The sequence below is a fragment of the Polynucleobacter necessarius genome, from assembly GCF_900095215.1.
In the GTDB taxonomy this organism is placed as follows: domain Bacteria; phylum Pseudomonadota; class Gammaproteobacteria; order Burkholderiales; family Burkholderiaceae; genus Polynucleobacter; species Polynucleobacter necessarius_H.
Genome location: NZ_LT606949.1, coordinates 373,185 through 396,326, shown reverse-complemented (window position 1 = coordinate 396,326; position 23,142 = coordinate 373,185). Strand labels below are relative to the sequence as shown.

The 23,142-nt window shown below is 46.6% G+C and carries 19 protein-coding genes and 4 pseudogenes; 13 read left to right on the top strand and 10 right to left on the bottom strand.

The genetic code is table 11. The features are described from left to right. The first annotated feature begins 9 nt into the window (after window positions 1-9). From DXE35_RS02285 to DXE35_RS02270, 4 genes and pseudogenes are all read left to right on the top strand, one after another. Window positions 10-1,287, top strand: a pseudogene (locus tag DXE35_RS02285) (polyhydroxyalkanoate depolymerase). A gap of 54 nt (window positions 1,288-1,341) precedes the next feature. After that, window positions 1,342-2,025, top strand: a pseudogene (rsxB, locus tag DXE35_RS02280) (electron transport complex subunit RsxB); the annotation flags it as partial. A gap of 2 nt (window positions 2,026-2,027) precedes the next feature. Then, window positions 2,028-2,684, top strand: a complete 657-nt coding sequence (gene nth / locus DXE35_RS02275) for an endonuclease III (protein ID WP_114689433.1) — start codon at window positions 2,028-2,030, stop codon at window positions 2,682-2,684. Next, window positions 2,671-3,102: a DUF1841 family protein gene (locus DXE35_RS02270; protein ID WP_174220933.1), complete on the top strand. Its 432-nt coding sequence runs from the start codon at window positions 2,671-2,673 to the stop codon at window positions 3,100-3,102. Before nth ends, DXE35_RS02270 begins: the two co-directional genes overlap by 14 nt. Here the strand turns inward: DXE35_RS02270 and DXE35_RS02265 are convergent. The 4 genes and pseudogenes from DXE35_RS02265 to clpB all read right to left on the bottom strand — a co-directional run bounded on the left by DXE35_RS02265 (window position 3,099) and on the right by clpB (window position 9,115). Continuing rightward, the gene (locus DXE35_RS02265) at window positions 3,099-3,539 is read right to left on the bottom strand and encodes an HIT family protein (RefSeq protein ID WP_114689432.1); all 441 of its coding nucleotides are present in this window, start codon (window positions 3,537-3,539) and stop codon (window positions 3,099-3,101) included. The genes DXE35_RS02270 and DXE35_RS02265 overlap by 4 nt on opposite strands. Window positions 3,540-3,653: 114 nt before the next feature. After that, window positions 3,654-4,952: pseudogene (aceA, locus tag DXE35_RS02260) on the bottom strand (isocitrate lyase). Between the two features lie 271 nt (window positions 4,953-5,223). Then, complete coding sequence (locus DXE35_RS02255) at window positions 5,224-6,459, bottom strand: MFS transporter (RefSeq protein ID WP_114689431.1); 1,236 nt, start codon at window positions 6,457-6,459, stop codon at window positions 5,224-5,226. A 52-nt stretch (window positions 6,460-6,511) separates the two neighbouring features. Further along, window positions 6,512-9,115 carry an ATP-dependent chaperone ClpB gene (gene clpB, locus DXE35_RS02250; RefSeq protein WP_114689430.1) on the bottom strand — a complete coding sequence of 868 codons (2,604 nt, stop codon included), beginning with the start codon at window positions 9,113-9,115 and terminating at the stop codon, window positions 6,512-6,514. 106 nt (window positions 9,116-9,221) lie between these two features. On the opposite strand from clpB, the gene DXE35_RS02245 reads away from it, so the two are divergent. Beyond that, on the top strand, window positions 9,222-9,467 hold the full coding sequence (locus tag DXE35_RS02245; RefSeq protein WP_114689429.1) for a GIY-YIG nuclease family protein: 246 nt from the start codon (window positions 9,222-9,224) through the stop codon (window positions 9,465-9,467). A 78-nt stretch (window positions 9,468-9,545) separates the two neighbouring features. Here the strand turns inward: DXE35_RS02245 and DXE35_RS02240 are convergent, their stop codons facing one another. From DXE35_RS02240 to DXE35_RS02215, 6 genes and pseudogenes are all read right to left on the bottom strand, one after another. Continuing rightward, on the bottom strand, window positions 9,546-9,941 hold the full coding sequence (locus DXE35_RS02240; RefSeq protein ID WP_114690351.1) for a molybdenum cofactor biosynthesis protein MoaE: 396 nt from the start codon (window positions 9,939-9,941) through the stop codon (window positions 9,546-9,548). A gap of 16 nt (window positions 9,942-9,957) precedes the next feature. Next, on the bottom strand, window positions 9,958-10,215 hold the full coding sequence (gene moaD / locus DXE35_RS02235; protein WP_114689428.1) for a molybdopterin converting factor subunit 1: 258 nt from the start codon (window positions 10,213-10,215) through the stop codon (window positions 9,958-9,960). 18 nt (window positions 10,216-10,233) lie between these two features. Beyond that, a pseudogene (locus tag DXE35_RS02230) lies at window positions 10,234-11,259 on the bottom strand (molybdopterin molybdotransferase MoeA). A 38-nt stretch (window positions 11,260-11,297) separates the two neighbouring features. Beyond that, window positions 11,298-12,740, bottom strand: a complete 1,443-nt coding sequence (thrC, locus tag DXE35_RS02225; RefSeq protein WP_114689427.1) for a threonine synthase — start codon at window positions 12,738-12,740, stop codon at window positions 11,298-11,300. Window positions 12,741-12,758: 18 nt separating this feature from the next. Next, on the bottom strand, window positions 12,759-14,069 hold the full coding sequence (locus DXE35_RS02220) for a homoserine dehydrogenase (RefSeq protein WP_114689426.1): 1,311 nt from the start codon (window positions 14,067-14,069) through the stop codon (window positions 12,759-12,761). Then, window positions 14,066-15,322, bottom strand: coding sequence for a pyridoxal phosphate-dependent aminotransferase (locus DXE35_RS02215; protein ID WP_114689425.1), 1,257 nt, complete (start codon window positions 15,320-15,322; stop codon window positions 14,066-14,068). The genes DXE35_RS02220 and DXE35_RS02215 overlap by 4 nt, the downstream gene beginning before the upstream one ends. 81 nt (window positions 15,323-15,403) lie before the next feature. Between DXE35_RS02215 and DXE35_RS02210 the strand changes: the two genes are divergently transcribed. Genes DXE35_RS02210 through DXE35_RS02175 form a run of 8 tightly spaced genes read left to right on the top strand, consistent with a single transcriptional unit; the run spans window position 15,404 to window position 23,071 of the window. Further along, the gene (locus DXE35_RS02210) at window positions 15,404-15,781 is read left to right on the top strand and encodes an Mth938-like domain-containing protein (RefSeq protein WP_114690350.1); all 378 of its coding nucleotides are present in this window, start codon (window positions 15,404-15,406) and stop codon (window positions 15,779-15,781) included. Then, window positions 15,781-17,469, top strand: a complete 1,689-nt coding sequence (locus DXE35_RS02205) for an ArnT family glycosyltransferase (RefSeq protein ID WP_114689424.1) — start codon at window positions 15,781-15,783, stop codon at window positions 17,467-17,469. The genes DXE35_RS02210 and DXE35_RS02205 overlap by 1 nt, the downstream gene beginning before the upstream one ends. 20 nt (window positions 17,470-17,489) lie before the next feature. Further along, window positions 17,490-18,653, top strand: a complete 1,164-nt coding sequence (locus tag DXE35_RS02200; protein WP_114689423.1) for a DegT/DnrJ/EryC1/StrS family aminotransferase — start codon at window positions 17,490-17,492, stop codon at window positions 18,651-18,653. A gap of 41 nt (window positions 18,654-18,694) precedes the next feature. Further along, window positions 18,695-19,657, top strand: coding sequence for a glycosyltransferase (locus tag DXE35_RS02195; RefSeq protein WP_114689422.1), 963 nt, complete (start codon window positions 18,695-18,697; stop codon window positions 19,655-19,657). Further along, on the top strand, window positions 19,658-20,542 hold the full coding sequence (locus DXE35_RS02190) for a formyltransferase (protein ID WP_114689421.1): 885 nt from the start codon (window positions 19,658-19,660) through the stop codon (window positions 20,540-20,542). It begins immediately after the preceding gene. Between the two features lie 33 nt (window positions 20,543-20,575). Then, window positions 20,576-21,622, top strand: a complete 1,047-nt coding sequence (locus tag DXE35_RS02185; RefSeq protein WP_114689420.1) for a bifunctional UDP-4-keto-pentose/UDP-xylose synthase — start codon at window positions 20,576-20,578, stop codon at window positions 21,620-21,622. 17 nt (window positions 21,623-21,639) lie between these two features. Beyond that, window positions 21,640-22,560, top strand: a complete 921-nt coding sequence (locus DXE35_RS02180) for a polysaccharide deacetylase family protein (RefSeq protein WP_114689419.1) — start codon at window positions 21,640-21,642, stop codon at window positions 22,558-22,560. A gap of 43 nt (window positions 22,561-22,603) precedes the next feature. Further along, complete coding sequence (locus DXE35_RS02175; protein WP_114689418.1) at window positions 22,604-23,071, top strand: peroxiredoxin; 468 nt, start codon at window positions 22,604-22,606, stop codon at window positions 23,069-23,071. Window positions 23,072-23,142: the final 71 nt, after the last annotated feature.

The window sequence follows — 23,142 nt, the reverse complement described above, 5'->3', positions numbered from 1 at the left end:
GGAGGCACCATGCTATATCAGTTGCACGAATTTCAAAAAGCCTTACTTCAACCAGTGAGCTCATGGGCACGCGCTGCTTCTGAAGCCTTTATTAATGCTTCAAATCCAGCGTCAATGGTTCCAGAGTCTGAGCGTTTAGCTGCTAACTATGAGTTACTCTACCGTTTAGGTAAAAAAGCAACCAGAGTTTGGCATTCACTCAGTGCAGGCGCACGGTCGCGAAGTTGCTATTCATGAAATGACGACGCTTGCAAAACCATTTTGCAAGTTAGTATGTTTTAAACGCTTTTCCGATGATGTTGAAGTTATTAAGAAACTCAAGGAAGATCCAGTGGTGTTTGTGGTTGCCCCTTTATCCGGTCATCACTCCACATTGCTGCGCGACACTGTGCGCACACTCCTACAAGACCATAAGGTGTACATCGCCGACTGGATTGATGCACGCCTCGTTCCATTAGAGGGGGTGGTGAATTTGGTCTTGATGATTATGTCCACTACGTTCAAGCATTCATTCGCACCATCGGCGCAAAAGATTTGCACGTGATTTCTGTTTGCCAGCCAACCGTTCCTACTTTAGGCGCGGTCTCTTTGACAGCATCTGCTAGCGAAGCCACTTCGGCATCCATGATAATGATGGGCGGCCCAATTGACGCACGTAAGTCACCGACTTCAGTGAATAATTTGGCTGATCAGAAGGCATATTAGTGGTTTTAGAGTCATGTCATTTATAACGTTCCACCCAACTATCCAGGCGCTGGACGCAAGGTATATCCAGGCTTCTTGCAACACACTGGCTTCATCGCCATGAATCCACAAAACCACTTACAGTCTCGCTGGGATTACTTCCAGAACCTAGTGCGTGGCGACGAGCAAGATGCGGAATCACACATTCGCTTCTATGACGAATACAACGCAGTGCTGGACTTGGATTCCAAGTTCTACTTAGACATCATCAAGACTGTTTTCCAGGACTATGCATTACCTAATGGCACCTGGGAAGTTGCTGGTGAGCTCGTTAAACCTCAAGACATTAAAAAGACTGCTCGTCTTACCGTTGAAGGCGAGCTCGATGATATTTCCGGCAGTGGTCAGACCCGTTCAGCGAATGCTTTATGTGCCGGCATCCCAAAAGAGAATAAAGACCATTATGAAGTTGCTGGCGCAGGTCACTACGGCATCTTTGCTGGCCGTCGTTGGCGCGAAAAAGTTTATCCGAAGATTAAGACGTTCATTCGTGAACATCAGAATACGAAGAAAACGGCTACTCGGACTATTAAGTTATCATAAATTAAAGGCTCTTCGAAGTCTTTACTTTTAAGAAGATCTTCACAAGAAATTTTCATGAGCCAAGCTAATAATCTCATCGATCAACTTGAGGATATTCTGCCGCAAACGCAATGCACTAAGTGCGGCTACCCTGAGTGCCGCGGCTATGCAGAAGCAATGGCGAGCGGCGAAGCTTTGCCCAATCGTTGCCCTCCTGGTGGCATTGAAGGCATCAAACGCCTGAGCAAGATTCTGATATCCATCTACCCACAAGATGCCTTTGATCTTCACCCCACCATCGACCCAGAATGCGGGATTGAACGCCCACGACTAGTCGCCTTTATCGACCCGCAAAAGTGCATAGGTTGCACCCTATGTATTCAGACATGCCCCGTTGATGCGATCGTTGGCACTTCTAAGCAAATGCATGTCGTGCTGAGAGAATGGTGCACGGGTTGCGATCTCTGTATTCCGCCATGCCCCGTTGATTGCATCCACATGATTGATGTGACCGGCACTCAAACCGGCTGGGATGCTTGGTCCCAAGAATTAGCAGATATTTCCCGCAAGCGTTATCACAATCGCGAGCAACGACTCGATAGAGAGCGAAAAGATAATGCTGAACGCCTGGCAAAAAAATCTGCAAGTAAATTAGTAGCAGTCAATGCCGAAAGCCCATCATCCGCAGACGAACTCAAGAAACAAGAGCGCAAACGCGCCATCATCGCAGCGGCGATTGCTAGAGCCCAGCAAAAGAAATTATGAATCTAGCAAAACGTCGTGCTTTTTTTGAGCAACTGAAAGCCAATAATCCCAAGGCAGAGACCGAGCTGGAGTATAATTCACCATTTGAGCTATTGATTGCAGTACTACTCTCTGCGCAAGCGACTGATGTGTCCGTCAACAAAGGAACGCGTAAGCTCTATAAGATTGCCAATACTCCGCAAGCTCTTTTAGATCTTGGCGAAGAAGATGTAAGGCCTTATATTCAGCATATCGGCTTATTCAATTCCAAGGGGAAACATATTCAGGAGACTTGTCGATTGCTCCTAGAAAAACATGGGGGCGAAGTGCCTCAGACTCGTGAAGAATTAGAAGCCCTGCCGGGTGTTGGCAGAAAAACTGCTAACGTCATTCTCAATACCGCATTTGGTCAACCTACGATTGCTGTTGATACTCATATCTTCAGAGTATCAAACCGTACCGGCTTAGCACCCGGGAAAGATGTGGTCAAGGTTGAAGAGCAATTGCTCAAACGTGTACCAAAAGAGTATCTACATGATGCTCATCATTGGCTTATATTGCATGGTCGATATACATGCAAGGCGCGTAACCCAGATTGTGCGCAATGCATAGTCGAACCACTGTGTGGCTTTAAACACAAAACTGGTAAAGGAAAAGTGCGTGGCGATATTTAATCCAACCCGCGCAGAAGTGCGTCGCTTTTTTTGCGATACCTGGAAAAAGAACACCGAGAATCACATCCTTGACCCAATGGAAACATTGGCAAGCGATTGGATGGTTGAACATCCTGAATATCACGAGCTCCTTGCTGATCCTGAAAGCGCCCTAGGACAAGATTACACACCCGAACGCGGTGAAACTAATCCCTTCTTGCACTTATCGATGCATCTGTCCATTAGCGAGCAGATATCGATTAATCAACCCCCTGGCATTAAAGAAATCGCAGACAAACTATCGCAAAAACTGGGTTCAATGCATGAGGCACAGCACGTCATGATGGAGTGCCTAGGACAAGTGATGTGGGAAACGCAGCATGAAGGTCAGCCACTCAATCCCGAAAAATATCTCGAGGCACTTAAAAAACTAGTTTAAGCAAGATTGGCAATGGCAGCCTTAATGGCAGCTGGCAATTCTTGAGTCTTTTTTCTTCTAACTTCTATTGCGGATTCTTTTGGCTCCTGTGTTCTGGTGGACCAAGCCGACCCTGGAAAGCAAGCATCATCCTTAAATCTTGGAATGACATGCCAATGAATATGGGGAACCATATTACCTAGGGCGGCGATATTTACCTTATCTGGATGCATAACGTGGCGTATAGCTGCTTCAACAGCAAACACTAAGGTCATGATATGCTCACGCTCTCCGTAGCTCAGATCAGTCATCTCGGCCACATGGCGATGCCAGATCACCCGGCAGAATCCCGGCAGATCAGGATGGTTCACAAGGATGACTCGACAGTCATCACCACGCCATATGAGTTTGCCCTCTTCAGGCTTGAGGTTATCTTTACAGAGTACGCAATTAGTCATGTGAAGCATGTAAACGAAAACGACACCTCAGTCACCCTTGTGTGGTCATTTAGATGCCGCGGCAGCATTGGTGTACTACTGCTTACTACATACTACTTAGGGATCTATTAAAGATTAGTGGAACTGCTCTTCTTCAGTAGAACCAGTCAACGCTGTTACAGAAGACTTACCACCTTGGATAACAGTAGTTACGTCGTCGAAGTAACCGGTGCCAACTTCTTGCTGATGTGAAACGAATGTGTAACCACGATCACAAGCAGCAAACTCTGGCTCTTGTACTTTCTCTACGGATGCAGTCATGCCACGCTTGCTGTAGTCTTGCGCCAAGTCGTAGATATTGTACCACATGGAGTGAATACCGGCCAATGTGATGAACGGATATTTGTAGCCCATCGCGCCCAATTCACGTTGGAACTTAGCAATGGGTGCGTCGTCCAAGTTTTTCTTCCAGTTGAAAGATGGCGAGCAGTTGTAAGCCAACATTTTTCCTGGGAACTTCGCACGCATTGCTTCAGCAAATTGACGGGCAAACTCGAGATCAGTCGTACCTGTTTCACACCAAACCATGTCAGCGTATGCAGCGTACGCCAAGCCACGTGAAATCGCTGAATCCAAGCCTTTACGTGTTTTGTAGAAGCCTTCTGGAGTGCGTTCGCCTCTCAAGAATGGCTTGTCGTTTTCATCGTAGTCAGACGTCAACAAGTCAGCAGCCTCAGCATCGGTACGGGCTAGGATACTTGTTGGAACACCCATAACGTCAGAAGCTAGACGTGCGGAAATCAATTTTTGTACAGATTCAGTGGTTGGCAATAATACCTTGCCACCTAAGTGACCGCACTTCTTAACAGAAGACAATTGGTCTTCAAAGTGAACGCCAGCAGCACTTTGCTTGATTAACGCCTGACTCAATTCAAATGCGTTCAATACACCGCCGAAACCAGCTTCAGTATCAGCAACGATTGGAGCGAAGTACTCAATGTAACCAGCATCGCCTGGGTTGATACCTTTAGCGGTCTGGATTTCATCAGCACGCTGGAATGAGTTGTGAATACGCTCAACCATCTTCGGAAGTGAATCTACTGGATATAAAGATTGGTCTGGATACATAGCGGCATAAGAATTACCGTCGGCGGCAACTTGCCAGCCTGACAAGTACATAGCTTGGATACCAGCTTTAACTCGTTGCATTGCTTAACCGCCAGTCAAAGCACCTAAACAGTTAACGTAAGCTTCGTTGTTTACCAAGTCCCAAAGACGCTCTGCGCAATGTTTAGCTAAAGTGTGCTCAATCTTCAGTGAACCACGCAGGCGTACTACGTCTTCGGCTGTATAGCCACGAGTAATACCCTTCCAACGTGGATTAGTATCCCAATCTTTTTGTAAGGCTGCGATTTCTGCTTTGCGATCTGCCATGTTTTTCTCCCTAAGTTAAACAAGTAATTCAAATTTGAGAATTCTTAAGATCGATTCAAGTCTTATGTCTTATATAAGAGTTTAACTAGCTCACCACAGCAAGCAAGCAAAATATACGATATTTAGATAGATAATTAACTGTTTATATTCAATTGGTTATGGATAACATTTTGCAATATGGAATGAATATTCATTCTTTGGAATAAAACCATCATGCCTATGTTGCACTGCATTTTACGCAGCGTAATAGCTTTTCACATTGTGAAAATATTTACTCGCCCTTGGCGGCATTGAGAGTGGAAACCTTAAAGCTGGTCAAAATAATCATTAATTGAAGTAGGGCGACACCTACGAACAACAGCTTTGGATAGCCGCCATCCAAAAAAATACCGAAGATCAATGGGCTAAGAGCGGCACCAAGGTCAATCCCCGAGTAAACAATTCCATACACCCGGCCAGATGACCCTGACGGTGTGGCAGAGCGAACCATTAAATCGCGCGATGGAGCGGCAATACCTAGACCAAGACCAATCACAATAAAAGCCATCACGATGATTTCTTTTGGTACAAGTCCCGTTGCCAGCAGAAGACCCATCACGATGTTGACGGTGAAACACATCGTGATAATTCTTTCGGGCACCTTTAAGCGCGTCGCTAGGTAACTACCCAATAACATTCCACCTGCACCACCCATGGAAAGAAGTGTGAGGTAATAATTTCCTGAGCTTACGGATATTTCATAGATTTCAAATAGCGAGGTTGGCGCAAATGATTGCAAGCCGGTGGTAGCAGCCATGCTAAAGAAAAAGAAAATCCAGCATAACCAAACGGCTGGTAGCTTTAGAAAACCAAAAGTACTTAAGGGGGCAGCCCCAGGATTACTTGCGGTATGACTAGCCTGAGACTCATCTCTCCTTGCGTGTACATCATCTATTAAGCGCTCACGACTCAGCCACAATATCAATAAAATCATAGCTTCAAGGGTTGCTGCAGTGAGAAACGCAATGCGCCAATCAAACAATGTCGTCATGCCAACCATTAAGGCTGGTGCCGCCGCCCATCCCAAATATCCAGTAACGCCATGAACAGAATAGGCATATGGAAGATTTGGAAGGGAAACCTTATGGTTAATGAGTGTGTAATCAACTGGGTGAAATACACCATTGCCACATCCTGCAATCACCGCACCCAGCACTAACATCGCATAACCATTGCTCTGTGAGTAAGTTAGAGCTGCAAGTGATAACAAGCCCACTCCAGCAAATAAAACGGGGCGGGCGCCTATGCGATCAACCAAAAAACCTGAACTAGCTTGAACAACGCAAGAGACCACAAAAAAGACCGTCATTAACAAGCCCAGCTCGGCATAGTTAAAGCCAAACTCCGCCTTCAACCATGGAAAAATGGTAGGAAGTATTAAATGAAAGAAATGAGAGCTGCCGTGAGCCAGACTAATGAGACCAATAACCCGGACATCACTGGCACGCCTACTAAGCGCAACAGTCATGTACCGAGTTTACTGGCGCAGGAATATTCCTGCTGAACTACATTTTTATTGCTTAATGAACCTGACGGCTAAAGCTAAAGTCGCCCGCCTTATCGACATCTACGGGAACTACGTCCTTAGGTCCGAACTTGCCTTCCAAGATCATCTTGGAAACAGGGTTCTCAATATGCTGCTGAATCGCTCGCTTAAGCGGCCTTGCTCCAAAGACCGGATCAAAACCTACTTCCGCAATCTTATTCAAAGCCGCATCACTCACTTCAAGCTGCATGTCGACTTTCGCCAAGCGATCTGACAGATTTTTGAGCAAAATCTTCGCGATGTTAGCGATATTGCCTTTATCCAAGCCATGGAACACGACGATTTCATCAATGCGGTTTAAGAACTCAGGGCGGAAATGGTTCTTCAATTCTTCAAATACCGCCTCTTTGATTTTCGACAGCTTCTTATCAGCCATTGATTGAATCACATGCGAACCAATATTGCTGGTCATAACAATCACCGTGTTCTTAAAGTCCACCGTACGACCTTGACCATCAGTCAAACGACCATCATCCAAGACCTGCAAGAGCACGTTAAATACGTCTGGATGTGCTTTTTCAATTTCATCAAACAAGATAACGCTATATGGATGACGACGAACTTGTTCAGTTAAGTAACCACCTTCTTCGTAGCCAACATAACCTGGGGGCGCGCCAATTAAACGCGCAACGCTATGTTTCTCCATGAATTCACTCATATCGATACGAATGAGGTGATCTTCACTGTCAAACAAGAAGCCAGCCAATGCTTTACAGAGTTCAGTCTTACCAACACCAGTAGGTCCGAGGAATAGGAAAGAGCCATATGGGCGATTCTCTTCAGCCAAGCCGGCGCGAGAACGGCGAATAGCATCGGATACCGCACGAATAGCCTCTTCTTGGCCAACCACGCGCTTATGCAATAGCTCTTCCATCTTAAGCAATTTATCGCGCTCGCCTTGCATCATCTTCGATACCGGAATACCCGTAGCGCGAGATATTACTTCAGCAATTTCTTCTGCGCCAACTTGAGTGCGTAGCAATTTGTTTTTCGCTACGCCATCTTTGTCGCCCTTCGCTTCGGCGGCAGCCGCAGACTTCAGCTTAGCCTCAAGTTCAGGTAACTTGCCGTATTGCAATTCAGCAACTTTTTCTAACTTACCTTCACGCTGAAGCTTGGCGATTTCCGCTTTAACCTTCTCAATCTCTTCTTTCAGATTGGCAGCGCCAAGCACGGCACCTTTCTCCGCTTTCCAGATTTCTTCCAGATCAGCATATTCAGCGCCCAAGCGCTTGATCTCTTCTTCAATCAGGCCTAAACGTTTTTGGGAATCCTCATCCTTCTCTTTCTTCACGGCCTCACGCTCAATCTTGAGTTGAATAAGGCGGCGCTCGAGCTTATCCATTACCTCTGGCTTGGAATCGATCTCCATCCGAATACGTGAACCAGCTTCATCAATCAGATCAATCGCCTTATCTGGCAAGAAGCGATCGGTAATGTAGCGATGCGACAGCTCCGCAGCCGCAACAATGGCTGGATCGGTAATTTCAATACCATGGTGAAGCTCATAACGCTCTTGCAAACCACGCAAGATCGCAATCGTTGCCTCAACACTTGGCTCTTCAACCATCACTTTTTGGAAACGGCGCTCCAGCGCTGGATCTTTTTCAATGTACTTGCGATATTCGTCCAAGGTGGTTGCGCCAATGCAATGCAATTCACCGCGAGCCAAAGCAGGCTTAAGCATATTGCCAGCATCCATCGCGCCATTACCCTTGCCAGCACCAACCATTGTGTGAATCTCGTCAATAAAGATAATGGTTTGACCTTCATCTTTGGCAACGTCACTGAGGACCGCCTTCAGGCGCTCTTCGAATTCACCACGGTATTTAGCGCCAGCCAATAGCAAAGCCATATCCAAGACCAAAACACGCTTGTTCTTCAAGGTTTCAGGCACTTCCCCATTGACGATACGCTGGGCCAGGCCTTCAACAATGGCAGTCTTACCCACACCTGGCTCACCAATCAACACTGGATTATTTTTGCCACGACGTTGCAAGATCTGAATAGTGCGACGAATCTCATCATCGCGACCAATTACCGGATCAAGCTTACCCATGCGAGCACGCTCAGTTAAATCGACTGTGTATTTTTTTAAGGCCTCACGTTGACATTCCGCATCCGCACTATTCACTGATTCTCCACCGCGCACTAAATCAATAGCCGCTTCTAACGATTTACGATTTAATCCATTCTCACGGGCAACTGTTCCAAGCTCGCCTTTGTCATCAGCAACCACCAGCAAAAACAACTCGCCAGCGATAAATTGATCATTGCGTTTATTGGCTGCTTTTTCACATAAATTCAGCCAATTACTTAAATCACGACCAACCTGGACTTCTCCGCTGGTACCCTGCACCTCAGGAAGGTTGCTAATAATCTTCTCTACGCCCTTTTCCAAGCCGGCAACATTGACGCCTGCGCGAGATAGTAAACTCTTTGCGCCACCGTCGGAGTCACGCAACATCGCCAACAAAACGTGGGCAGGCTCGATATATTGATTGTCTTTAGCCAAAGTGATACTTTTCGCCTCGCTGAGAGCCTCTTGAAATTTAGTTGTTAATTTATCTATTCTCATTTTTATATCCCATCAACTCTATGAATATCTATATCTATAGGATATAATGGCAATATTGCCAATTTCAAGGGTTTTTGAGCCATTTTTAACTCTAATTTGACCTATTTTGACCTGGCTTGTTTATCTACTTGAATGCGCTGATGGCATTTACTATGCCGGGATTATGAACCGCTTAGAGCATCGCCTAACAGCCCATAATTCAGGGCAAGGCGCACGCTACACAAGAGCGCGCAGACCAGTCATTCTTTTGGCGACACAGGAGCATCCCGATCGCTCTGGGGCCTCAAAAGCAGAGGAAAAACTAAAGCAACTGCCCAGATCTGAAAAATTGGCGTTTTTTAAAATGAAGTAAAAAAAAACGAGCTGATTACTTTGCTTACTTCTTTTCCAAACGCGCCATTGCGGCTTCGTCAGTAATGCGGGCATCAACTCAACGAGCACCTCCAGGGGTATCTTCTTTTTTCCAAAATGGGGCTGCCGTTTTCAGGTAGTCCATGATGTACTCGCAAGCAGCAAAAGCTTCTCCCCGATTCGCACTGCTTACCACCACCAAAACAATTTGATCCTCCGGACGTAGTGGGCCAACGCGATGGATGACTAGCGTCTGATAAATGTTCCAACGCGCTGAAGCCTGATCCAGAATTTCTTGCAACGCCTTTTCCGTCATGCCAGGGTCGTGCTCAAGCGTCATACCCTTTACCTGACTGCCGTCATTCATATCGCGAACTGTGCCCAAGAAAGGCACTACCGCGCCAACCCGTGGATCACCTTTGCGTAGGGCCGCTATTTCAGCACCCAGATCAAAATCACCCTCTTGGATACGCATGCAAGACTTAGACACACTAGCCCCCAGTGACCGGTGGGAAAAATGCCACTTCCGCACCCTCTTGCAATGGTGTGCCGGCATCAACCATGTGGTGATTGAGAGCGCAACGCAATACCTTGCCTTCGGCCAACACTTCCACCCAAGGATTGCCGCGCGCGATAAGGTGACCTCTGAGATCGGCAATCGTCTTCACCGCATCAGGAATAGTCACGCTCTCTTGCGAGACACCAAGGGCTTCACGCAATGAGGCCAAGAATCGTAATGCAAGTTTCATTGCATAATCGTAAACCGATTATTTAAGAAGCGCATCAAAGGGGATGTATTTCACGAGATCGCCTGCCTTGATTGGTTGATTAGGCGGGCAATCTACCAAACAATCACCCAAAGAGGCGCTGGTACGCACTCCCGAGCTTTGGGTGGGAAACAGAGCTAAGCCCCCTGATCGTTAATCTTGACGCGCAGGAATTCATTACGACGATCGGCTTTTAACCAATCAAAGTCTGCGCGCATGAGATAGGCTTGCGAAGCCTTGGATTCACGCCCTTGTAATTTCAAAATGAAGGGGCGAACAAATAACAAGAAAGTAACAAAGCTGGAGACCGGATTGCCTGGCAAACCGATACACCAAGCCTCACCACCTTTAGCTTCATCCGTTTTTTAACCGCGCCAAATGCCAAGGGCTTGCCAATAAAGTATCGCGATTAGAGTTGTAAATGCCGCCTGGTTTTAATGGCTCACCTGGAATGGCTAACTCATCACCCGTAAAGAATGCAGCCACTCTTACGCGACGCTTTACATTGAGGTGGGTTAGCACGGCTGAAGCAGCAACACCTAATTCTTGTGGGCGCAAGAATGTGCCAGAAGTAAGCGCGGTTTTACCAGCAGTTAAATCTTCACCCCTACGACGAATCCACTGACCAGATATTGGAGCAACATTAATGACCACCTGATTGGACTGACCTTCTACCGCGCAATCCTCTTGCATGACCACCGCATCAGCACCAGGCGGCATCGGAGCACCAGTAAAAATTCTGGTGGCAGTGCCTGACTCTAACTGAGCTCCAATAGAACCTGCTGGAATGCGCTTAGCAATTCTGAGAGTGCTTCCAGCATTTTGGGTGTCAGCAGTACGCACCGCATACCCATCCATGGAGGTGTTATCTAGCGGCGGTACATCCACTAGGCTACATACATCTTCTGCGAGCACACGACCCAGAGTTGCCTGCATCGAAATGCTTTTGCTCTCTTGCACAGGTTTGGCATGAAAAAGCAAATGGTCCAAAGCCTGCTGCGCAGTCAACATCGGTGGCTTAGTCATAAGATGATTTGTATTACTTCAATTTTCTAGGTTAAAAATTAACTTAGATGTGTCGTTATACAAGCTTTAACCTGATTGACATCGGCATCAATATTTTCCACGCGCTGCGGCTTAGATTTAATGTCTTTGAATGCGGGTGGGCACTCAGCCGGACGACCCAAAGCAAGCTCAATGGTTTCCTCGAACTTAATTGGTAATGCAGTTTCAAGCACGATCATCGGAATACCAGCCTGCAAGTGCTCACGAGCGACTTTCACACCATCGGCGGTATGTGGATCGATCATGACTTCGTATTGCTTATAAACATCACGAATCGTTTCTAGGCGATTCTCATGTGTGCTTCGGCCAGATTGGAATCCATACTTACCAAGGTCTTTGAAAACAGCGTCTTTAGAGATATCGAATCCACCAGCCTCATCTACTTGTTTAAACATCCCCGCAGTCGCTTTGCCGTCTTGACCCATAAAATCAAAAACAAAGCGCTCAAAGTTGCTTGCTTTAGAAATATCCATGGATGGACTAGAAGTATGCAGCGTCTCAGCCGACTTACGCGCGCGATATACGCCCGTGCGGAAAAACTCGTCCAGCACATCATTTTCGTTCGTGGCAACCACTAAGTGCTCGATAGGCAAGCCCATCATGCGGGCAATATGACCTGCGCAGACATTGCCAAAGTTGCCAGAAGGCACGGTAAACGAAACCTTTTCAGAACTGGATTTAGTCGCTAGTAAATATCCCTGGAAGTAGTACACCACTTGGGCGACTACACGACACCAGTTAATCGAATTAACGGTGCCAATTTGGTTCTTCGCTTTAAAGGCATGGTCATTGCTAACCGCCTTAACAATATCCTGGCAGTCATCAAATACACCAGCAACCGCTAAGTTAAAAATATTGGGGTCTTGCAAAGAATACATTTGCGCAGACTGAAACGCGCTCATTTTTCCGCGTGGTGAAAGCATAAATACCTTCACTCCTTCTTTACCGCGCATAGCGTATTCGGCGGCACTACCAGTATCACCAGAAGTGGCGCCTAAAATATTGAGCTGCTGACCTTTTTTCTTCAAAGCATATTCAAACAGATTGCCAAGCAACTGCATCGCCATATCTTTAAAAGCTAAGGTGGGCCCATTTGAAATACTGAGAAGACCGATGCATGTATCCCGCTCTTCGCCCAACCAGTCCAAAGGCGTAATGTCTGTAGCATTGTCTTGTGGGCGGCCATTGCAATAAACCTGTTCGGTATAGGTTTTACGCAAGAGCACACGCAAGTCCGCCTCGGGAATATCGTCGCAATACAAACTGAGGACTTCATAAGCTAGATCGGCATAAGACAGGCCACGCCAGGAATCCAATTGCCCTGCAGTAACTTTTGGATACTGAGTAGGTAAATACAAGCCGCCATCAGGCGCCAATCCACCAAACAAAATTTCTAAAAAGGATTGTTGTGGGCTATTGCCGCGAGTAGATTGGTAACGCATGTATTTTGCTAAATTTACTTAAGACAGATTTTCTAAACGGATCTTCACCACTTCGCCAGCAACAGTTTTCAGAGCTTGAATCTCTTTAATTGCGGCAAGCATATTCTTTTCTTTGGTTTCGTGCGTCAAAGCCACTAAATCAGTTTGACTTTCACCCTCATCTGCTTCTTTTTGCAATAGAGCGTCAATAGAAACACCGTGTGAAGCCAAAATCTTCGTGATATCCGCCAACACGCCAGCCTGATCTACGACACGCAAACGCAAATAGTAGCTTGTAGTGATCTCACCAATTGGCAATACGGGAGTGTCTTGCACAGCATCTGGCTGGAAGGCCAAGTAAGGCACACGATGCTCAGCATCGGCGCGCAATAAACGAGTGATATCCACCAAGTCCGCAATCACTGCAGATGCGGTTGGCTCTGAGCCTGCGCCTTTACCGTAATACAAAGTAGTCCCAACGGCATCACCAAATACTTGAACGGCATTCATAGCGCCCTCAACATTGGCAATCAAACGCTTAGATGGAATTAAAGTTGGATGAACGCGCAATTCAACACCAGTTGGCGTTTTCTTCGCAATACCCAACAACTTAGTGCGATAACCCAGTTGCTCGGCATATTTAATATCAATTGCAGCAAGCTTAGTAATGCCTTCAACGTGCGCTTTCTCGAACTGCATTGGAATACCGAATGCAATCGCACTCATGATGGTCGCTTTATGCGCGGCATCAACACCTTCAATATCGAAAGTAGGATCGGCTTCGGCGTAACCCAAGCGTTGCGCTTCTTTTAATACAGTCTCGAAATCCAAACCTTTATCACGCATTTCCGACAAGATGAAATTCGTGGTGCCATTAATAATGCCGGCGATCCACTCAATGCGGTTAGCGGTTAAGCTTTCGCGCAAAGCTTTAATAATCGGAATTCCACTCGCTACAGCAGCTTCAAACGCCACCATTACGCCTTTAGCATGGGCAGCCTTAAAAATTTCGTTACCGTGCACAGCGATCAATGCCTTATTGGCTGTAACCACATATTTACCGGCGGCAATTGCCTCAAGCACCAGGTCTTTAGCAATGCCAGAACCGCCAATGAGTTCCACAACGATGTCGATCTCTGGGTTATTAATCACGGCACGAGCATCACTCACCACTTGCGCGCGATCCTTCACTAATTCTTTAGCGCGCTCTACATTCAGGTCGGCAACCGTATTAATTCGAATGCCACGACCGGCGCGACGCGTAATCTCATCTTGGTTACGCTCGAGAACAGTGAATACGCCACCACCAACAGTGCCAATACCTAACAGACCTACTTGAATCGGTTTCATGATGCCTTTGTTGCAGTTGAAGAAGCCTTACGGCTATGCTTATTACGATAACGCTCCAGAAAACGTGCAAGGCGGCCAATAGCTTCCTTGAGTACATCTTCGTGAGGCAAGAACACTACGCGGAAGTGGTCAGGTTTTCCCCAGTTAAAACCAGAGCCTTGCACCAACAATACTTTTTCTTCTTTTAAGAGATCAGCGACAAATTGTTGATCCTCATCGATTGGATAAACTTCGGGGTCTAATCTTGGAAATAAATACAAAGCGGATTTTGGTTTCACGCATGTCACACCCGGAATATCCGTAATGAGGTTCCACGCAAGATCACGTTGTTTTGCAAGACGACCGCCCTCGCCCACCAAATCATTAATACTTTGGTAACCGCCCAACGCAGTCTGAATTGCGTATTGACCTGGGACGTTTGCGCATAAACGCATCGAGGCCAGCATGTTTAATCCCTCAATGTAATCGCGCACCATTTCTTTATCGCCAGAAACAATCATCCATCCAGCGCGGTAGCCGCATGAACGATAGTTTTTAGATAGGCCATTAAAAGTAATGGTGACCACATCAGTAGATAGCGAGGCTAATGAGATATGCTGCGCACCGTCGTACAACATCTTGTCGTAAATCTCATCGGCAAACAATATCAATCCATTCGCACGAGCGATCTGAATCAACTCAAGCAATACTTCTTTGGAGTAAATCGCGCCAGTCGGATTGTTTGGATTGATCACCACAATCGCTTTAGTGCGAGACGTGATTTTTTTACGTAAATCATTTAAGTCTAACGCCCACTCTTTGGATTCATCACAAAGATAGTGCACCGGTGTGCCACTTGATAAGCTGACTGCAGCAGTCCATAGCGGGTAATCTGGTGTTGGAATCAATACTTCATCACCATCATTTAAGAGCGCGTTCATTGAGAGAACGATGAGCTCAGAAACACCATTGCCGGTATACACATCATCCAAGGTCACTCCTTGAATGCCTTTTTCTTGGCAATACTGCATGATGGCTTTTCGAGCAGCAAGGGTTCCTTTGGAATCAGAATAAGCTGAGGCATTGCTCAAATTGCGGATCATGTTCAACTGAATCTCTTCAGGTGGATCAAAACCGAAAACCCCTACGTTTCCGATGTTTAATTTGATGATTTTTTGACCCTCTGCCTCCATGCGCTGAGCAAGCTCGAGCACCGGACCACGTATGTCATAACAGACGTTATCGAGCTTTTGGGACTTTCGGATCGGTTTCAAAATAAATTTAAGGGTAAATTCTTGAAATATGAGAAAAAACAGCTAGCTTATAATCCACCTAATTATGACAGAGAGCCCACTTTGAAGCTTCAATCTTACCCCCATTCCGGAGCGAATACGATTACCGGCTACGGCGATGGCTACGTAGAGATCAATAAGACTCCTTACGCCCATGCGGTTGTCCTTAGTTCGAATGGCGCCATCTCTGAATGGTCTGCCCAGACATTTGCGGCCATAGAAGCCCATCACTTTGCGCAACTCGTTGATTTAAAACCAGAATTAATCCTTATTGGGACTGGTGGTCGCCAGCGCTTCCCTAAGCCAGAGCTCCTAAAAACCCTGATCGAGGCCAAAATTGGCTTTGAAGTCATGGATTCTCAAGCCGTATGTCGCACTTACAACATCCTAGTAGGCGAAGGACGGCAAGTCCTTCTGGCCTTGATTGTGGAGCCTGTGTAATGCAATTTGGCCAAATTCGGCAATCATCAGCCCTGCATCCGGGCAAAATTTTGCTATTGGTCATCATTTATGCCCTGCTCTGGTTTGGCACGCTTAATTACCGCCACTTAATTCCTTCTGATGAAGGACGCTATGCGGAAATTGCGCGAGAAATGTTGGTTACCGGCGACTGGATTACCCCACGCTACAACGGCTATAAGTATTTCGAAAAGCCGCCATTACAGGCTTGGGCTACTGCCGGAGCATTTCAAGTGTTTGGTATTGGTGATTGGCAGGCACGTCTTTGGACAGCGCTCACCGGCTTCTTAACTATTCTTTTAGTTGGATTTACTGGGGCGCGGATTTATAACGCCAGAGCAGGATGGCTAGCAGCAGTTGTATTGGCATCAAGTCCGATGTGGGTTATCAGCGGCCACTTCAATTCACTGGACATGGGCTTGTCTGCTTTTTTAGTCGCTGCACTTTGCAGTCTATTGACTGCTCAAACTTCTCACAACAAAAATAGTTGTCGAAATTGGATGTGGGCTTGTTGGGTCTTCATGGCGCTGGCAACTTTATCCAAAGGTGTAATTGGCGCCGCCATTCCTGCAATGGTTTGCATTGCATATTCCCTTAGCACTTTGGACTGGAAAATTTGGACTCGCTTACGTTTATTTAGCGGAAGTATTTTGTTCCTAGCAATCACTGCGCCTTGGTTTGTGTTGGTGGCGCAGCGCGACCCACAGTTCTTAGAATTCTTTTTTATTCATGAGCATCTACAACGATTTACTCAAGATGCTCATAGTAGAACGGGTCCGATTTATTACTTTGTACCGCTCTTGCTCATTGGCCTGCTCCCCTGGATTCTTCAAGTGCCCGGATCAATTGCGCAGGCTTGGAGCGAGCGCCGTCGCGAGTTTTCTGCTGGCTGGTTATTGGCTTGCTGGTTTGGGGTGATCTTCGCGTTTTTTAGCGTCTCACGCTCCAAGCTGCCTGGTTACATCATTCCTGTTTTTCCCGCACTCGCATTACTGATTGGCAACCGCTTAGATCGCTTGTTAGGCCATACCAATATCATGGCATTTCCATGGAAATTGCAAACAATCGGTTTTACGATTTTGGGATGCGCTGGATTTCTCTTTCTCGATGCCATTGGCAAACAAGCACGACCCGATGAAATTGAGGCATATGCGCAATACACCTATTGGGTGATTGCAGCCTTAGTTGCGCTAGTCAGTTTTAGCGCTTACGCCGCATGGCAAAGCAAACGTAATGGCATTCAAAGCGTTGTCAGTTTTGCTTGTGGATTTTTTCTCTGCGCCATCATTGCGGGTACGGGTCACGAAACTTTAGGTCGCGCGGTCTCTGGCATTGATCTTGTGGAGCGCGTTAAAACCACCATTCCCGAAAAAGTGAATTTCTATTCCGTGCGCCTCTTAGACCACACAGTGCCATTCTATTTAGGCCGACCCATGATCATGGTGGAATCGCCCGATGAACTCGAGTTTGGCGTCAATCAAGAGCCCGATCTCTGGATACCGACACTAGATGCCTTTATTAATCGTTGGCAAGAAGATCAAACAGCCTACGCCCTGATGGTTCCAGAGCAATTTGATGCGCTAAAAGGTCAACTCCCTATGCAGGAAGTCGATCGAGACTCGCGCAGAATGATCGTGAAGCATCCTGACACGCCAAAAGTGGCACAGTAACGCAGTAATATCTAAAAATCATGTCACACAACCATTCATTCATACCTTTCACGCGCCCCAGCTTCAACCAAGAAACAATTGATGCGGTCTCAGAGGTATTGCGTTCAGGTTGGGTGACATCTGGACCCAAGGTTGCTGAATTTGAAGCAACCTTAAGCAAATACTTTGCGAATCGTCCTGTCCGCTGTTTTGCCAATGGCACCGCTACGATGAAGATCGCCCTGCAAGTTGCTGGCATTGGCGATGGTGATGAAGTGATCACTACACCCATTTCTTGGGTAGCAACATCGAATGTCATTTTGAGTATTGGCGCCAAACCTGTGTTTGTTGACATTGATCCAGTAACGCGCAACATTGATCTCAATCAAGTATCGGCCGCTATTACTTCAAAAACTCGCGCAATTATGCCAGTCTATTTAGCGGGCTTGTCTGTGAATATGGATCAGCTCTATGCCTTAGCCAAACAACATCATCTCCGTGTCATCGAAGATGCCGCACAAGCCTTTGGATCACAGTGGAAAGGCAAAAAAATTGGTAGCTTTGGCGACTTGGTGAGCTTCAGCTTTCAGGCCAACAAAAATCTCACTACTGTTGAGGGTGGATGTCTGGTTCTCAACAATGCAGATGAAGCAAAGCTTGCCGAGAAGCTCCGCCTGCAAGGACTAACCCGCCAAGGCATGGATGGAATGGATGTGGATGTTCTCGGCGGCAAAGATAATTTGACAGATGTGAATGCCGCCATTGGTCTTGAACAACTAAAGCAACTCCCCTCATATCAAGCGCGCCGTGCTGCTTTAGCACACCAGTATTTTGAGGCTATTCTCGCCGAATTGAAATCTGCTCGATTGCAAGATTTGAAATTAGAATTGCCAGTAGCAAACTTTACTGGTAACAACTGGCATATGTTTCAAGTTGTTTTACCACTTGAGCAGCTAAATACTGACCGCGCCCAAATCATGACTGAGTTGAAAGATCTTGGTATTGGCACTGGAGTTCATTACCCAGCAATTACCGGTTTTACGCTCTACAAAAACCAAGGCTATAAAACTTCGGACACTCCGATTGCTGAACGCATCGGTCGATCTATTTTGACCCTCCCCTTATTCGCCGCAATGGCCGATGAGGATATTGGCCGTATAGCCAGTGGATTGGTCGGAATTTTGCTGAAATACCGCAAAAACTAGCGTTCTTGGGTTAAACCCAGAAAATCAGGCAAAATTGCGAGATGACTGCAAATTTAGCCGCCAACCCAACACTCAGCATTGTTATTCCCGTTTACAACGAGGAAGATGGCCTCCAGGCTCTATTTGATCGTCTATATCCTGCTTTGGATGGACTGGCCGCCAAACGCCAGCTTGCCTATGAGGTAGTGTTTGTCAATGATGGCAGCAAAGATCGTTCTGCAGGCATTCTTTCCAAGCAAGTTGAGTTGCGCCCTGATGTCACTCGTGCCGTTTTATTTCATAGCAACTTTGGTCAACACATGGCGATCATGGCTGGCTTTGAGTATGCAAAAGGCGAGCACATTATTACCCTGGATGCGGACCTCCAAAATCCACCAGAAGAAATTGATGATTTGACTGAGCAACTACTAAAAGGTCATGATTACGTTGGCACCATTCGCGCCAATCGCCAAGATAGCTTGTTTAGGAAGTTTGCTTCACGCGCCATGAATCGTTTGCGTGAAAACATCACACGCATCACGATGACCGACCAAGGATGTATGTTGCGTGGCTACAGCCGCCGCATTGTGGATCTCGTTCGTCAATGTGATGAAAGCAATACTTTTATTCCAGCGTTGGCTTATACCTTCTCCGCAAATCCAGTGGAGATCTCTGTCAAACATGAAGAACGCTTTGCTGGCGAATCTAAATACAGCCTCTATCAACTGATTCGCTTGAACTTTGATTTAGTTACCGGATTCTCAATCATGCCTTTGCAGATCTTCTCGATCCTCGGCATGCTGTTGTCCTTGGCTGCAGGCAGCCTATTTGCCTACCTCCTAGTGCGCCGCTTTGTTCTGGGTGCCGAAGTTGAGGGTGTCTTCACGCTCTTTGCGCTCACCTTCTTCCTAATCGGTGTCATGCTCTTTGGGCTTGGGCTGCTAGGCGAATACATTGGCCGCATTTATCAGCAAATTCGCAAGCGCCCACGCTATGTTGTGCAAACCGTTTTAGAGAAAAAATAATTGCACGCTGTCGTCTTTGCTTATCACGATGTTGGCGTTAACTGCCTGAAGGCACTTCTCAATGCGGGTATACAAATTGACCTGGTAGTCACTCATCAAGATGATCCAAATGAGAATGTTTGGTTTGGTAGCGTAGTAAAATTATGCGCCGAAAAAAAGATTCCCTACATCACACCAAACGCAAATGAATTAGTGAATTTGATTCCGAAGCTGCAATCCTTAACCCCAGATTACATTTTCTCTTTCTACTATCGTTTCATGATTCCAGGGAAAATATTGACGTGCGCAAAAATAGCCGCACTCAATATGCATGGCTCACTACTGCCAAAATATCGGGGACGAGCGCCAGTCAATTGGGCAATCCTGCACGGCGAAACTGAAACTGGCGCCACCTTGCACATCATGGAAGCAAAGCCGGATGCCGGAGATATTGTTGGGCAAACGGCAGTCAGCATTGGTCCGGATGAAACGGCTACCGATGTATTTGGCAAAGTCAGTCAAGCCGCCGTCAGCGTCGTTGAACAGGTCTTGCCCAGCCTACTTGATGGAAAGATTCCTCGCCAGCCCAATGAGCTCGAAAAAGGCAGCTATTTTGGCGGTAGAAAGCCTGCAGATGGCCAAATTCATTGGAATCAGACTGCCAAACAGGTTCATGACCTAGTTCGAGCAGTTGCACCCCCTTATCCGGGCGCATTTACGGACTATGATGGTAAAATCATGACTGTCGCCCGCACGAGCCTAAAAGGACCATTTCCGGCCCAACTCAATCTTGGGGTTTGCGGTGTCCAAGTGGTTGATAATCGGGTATTCGGCATTTGCAGAGATCACCAAGCAGTAGAAATCTTGGAATGGTTTCCCGATAGCAATTCAATAGCAACTGAGTAGCAACACTTATGAGATTAAAACGAGGCAGTAAAGATGAAAAAAGTACTCATTCTTGGTGTTAACGGTTTTATTGGCCACCACCTTTCCAAGCGCATTCTCGAGACAACCGATTGGGATGTCTATGGCATGGATATGCAAAACGACCGTCTTGGTGAATTAGTAAATCATCCCCGCATGCACTTTTTTGAGGGCGATATCACCATCAATAAAGAGTGGGTTGAATATCACATCCGTAAATGCGATGTGATCTTGCCTTTAGTAGCAATTGCAACACCGGCAACTTATGTACAGCAGCCGCTGAAAGTATTTGAACTCGACTTCGAAGCGAACCTTCCAATTGTTCGCTCTGCTGTGAAATACAAAAAGCATTTGGTATTCCCATCCACCTCCGAAGTGTATGGAATGTGTGAGGACGGCGAATTTGATCCAGCTAAATCCAATATGGTTTACGGCCCAATTAATAAACCGCGTTGGATTTACGCTTGCTCCAAGCAGCTGATGGATCGTGTTATCTGGGGTTACGGCATGGAAGGCTTGCCATTTACCCTCTTCCGTCCATTTAACTGGATTGGCCCTGGTTTAGATAGCATCTACACCCCAAAAGAAGGTTCTTCCCGCGTAGTGACCCAGTTCTTAGGTCATATTGTTCGCGGTGAATCCATCAACGTCGTTGACGGCGGCGCTCAGAAGCGCGCCTTCACTTATGTTGACGATGGTATCGATGCCTTAATGCGGATCATCGACAATAAAGATGGGGTTGCTAACGGCAAGATCTACAACATCGGCAATCCAAAAAACAATCACTCTATTCGCGAGCTAGCCAATCAGATGCTGGAAATTGCTCGTAGCATTCCAGAGTATGCGAAGACCGCCAACGAAGTAAAGACTGTGGAAACCACGTCTGGCGCTTACTACGGTAAAGGCTATCAAGACGTTCAAAATCGTGTTCCAGCAATTGGCAACACGATGTGTGAACTCGGCTGGCAACCAACGACTACGATGTCTGATGCGCTCAAGAATATTTTTGAAGCCTATCGTGACGATGTGGAAAAAGCACGTACCTTAGTTGATAAAGAGTAGAATCAGTACAAGGATTCATGGCTAAGATAGCTCTCAAGGTTGATGTCGATACCTTACGCGGCACTCAAGAAGGCGTACCGAACTTAGCTCGTACCCTGGAGCGATTTGGCCTAAAAGCCACCTTTCTCTTTAGCCTTGGTCCTGATCACACAGGTTGGGCCTTAAAGCGTGTTTTTCGCCCAGGCTTTTTGAAAAAAGTCAGTCGCACCTCTGTTGTGGAGCACTACGGCATTAAGACCTTACTCTATGGCGTACTTCTTCCTGGTCCAGATATTGGCAAGAAAGCTGCGGCGGAAATGCGCGCAATCGATAAAGCCGGTCATGAAACAGGAATTCACACTTGGGATCACGTAGCTTGGCAAGATGGCGTTCGCACTCAAGATGCGCAGTGGACCAAAGCCATGATGCAAAAAAGCTGGGATCGTTTTGTGGAGATCTTTGACCATGCGCCAGTCACTTATGGAGCGGCTGGCTGGCAAATGAATGAAACCGCTTTCGAACAACTTGATCAATGGGGTATTACCCACTCTTCTGATGGCAGATCCGAGCCTAATCTCATGCCATATCGCCTGGCCCTGTCTTCAGGCAAAGCCAAGCATGTCCAATACCCAACAACGCTGCCTACCTTTGATGAGTTGATTGGCATCGATGACGGGGATGAATTTGGCGCAGTTAAAAAATTGCTAGCAATTACTCAAAGCAACCCAAATGACCAAGTCTTCACTTTGCATGCCGAATTAGAGGGACAAAAGCCTTTACCCGCATTTGAACAGTTGCTAGCTGGGTGGCTAAACCAAGGCCATGATTTAGTCACAATGGCTGAACTTCACCAATCCTGGGAAGCCACCAAGCAACTCGATAAAATAGCCGTATTACCACTGACCTGGGGAGCAATACCCAATCGCAGTGGCGAACTTATCATTCAAAATAAAGAATGAAATACATAAAACCCAGAGACACCCCATTAACAAAGGATTCATCATGACAGTAACTATTGGGCAACCCATGCCGCAGTGCGCAATTCCAGCAACCTCTGGATTAACGTTGTCACCAGCGTCTGCAAAAGGCAAAAAACTGGTTCTGTATTTTTATCCTAAAGATATGACGCCAGGGTGCACCGCTGAGTCTAGTGAATTCAGAGACAATATTGAAGCATTCACCAAAGCGAATACTCTGGTGGTAGGGGTTTCCCGAGATAGCCTCAAATCCCATGACAATTTCCGCAGCAAACTGCAACTCCCATTTGAGCTGGTTTCCGATACCGAAGAAGAACTCTGTCAAATCTTTGGCGTCATGAAAATGAAGAATATGTATGGCAAACAAGTCCGTGGCGTAGAGCGCAGCACTTTTCTTTTTGACTCCTCTGGCAAACTAGTGAAAGAATGGCGCGGCCTTAAGGTTCCAGGCCATGTGACAGAAGTATTACAAGCCGCCAAAGCCACTAAATAATTTTTACAACAATTTGTTCTGAGGTGCTTGCAAACCCCAAATTTTTGGGTAAAGTGATTCATATGCACCGT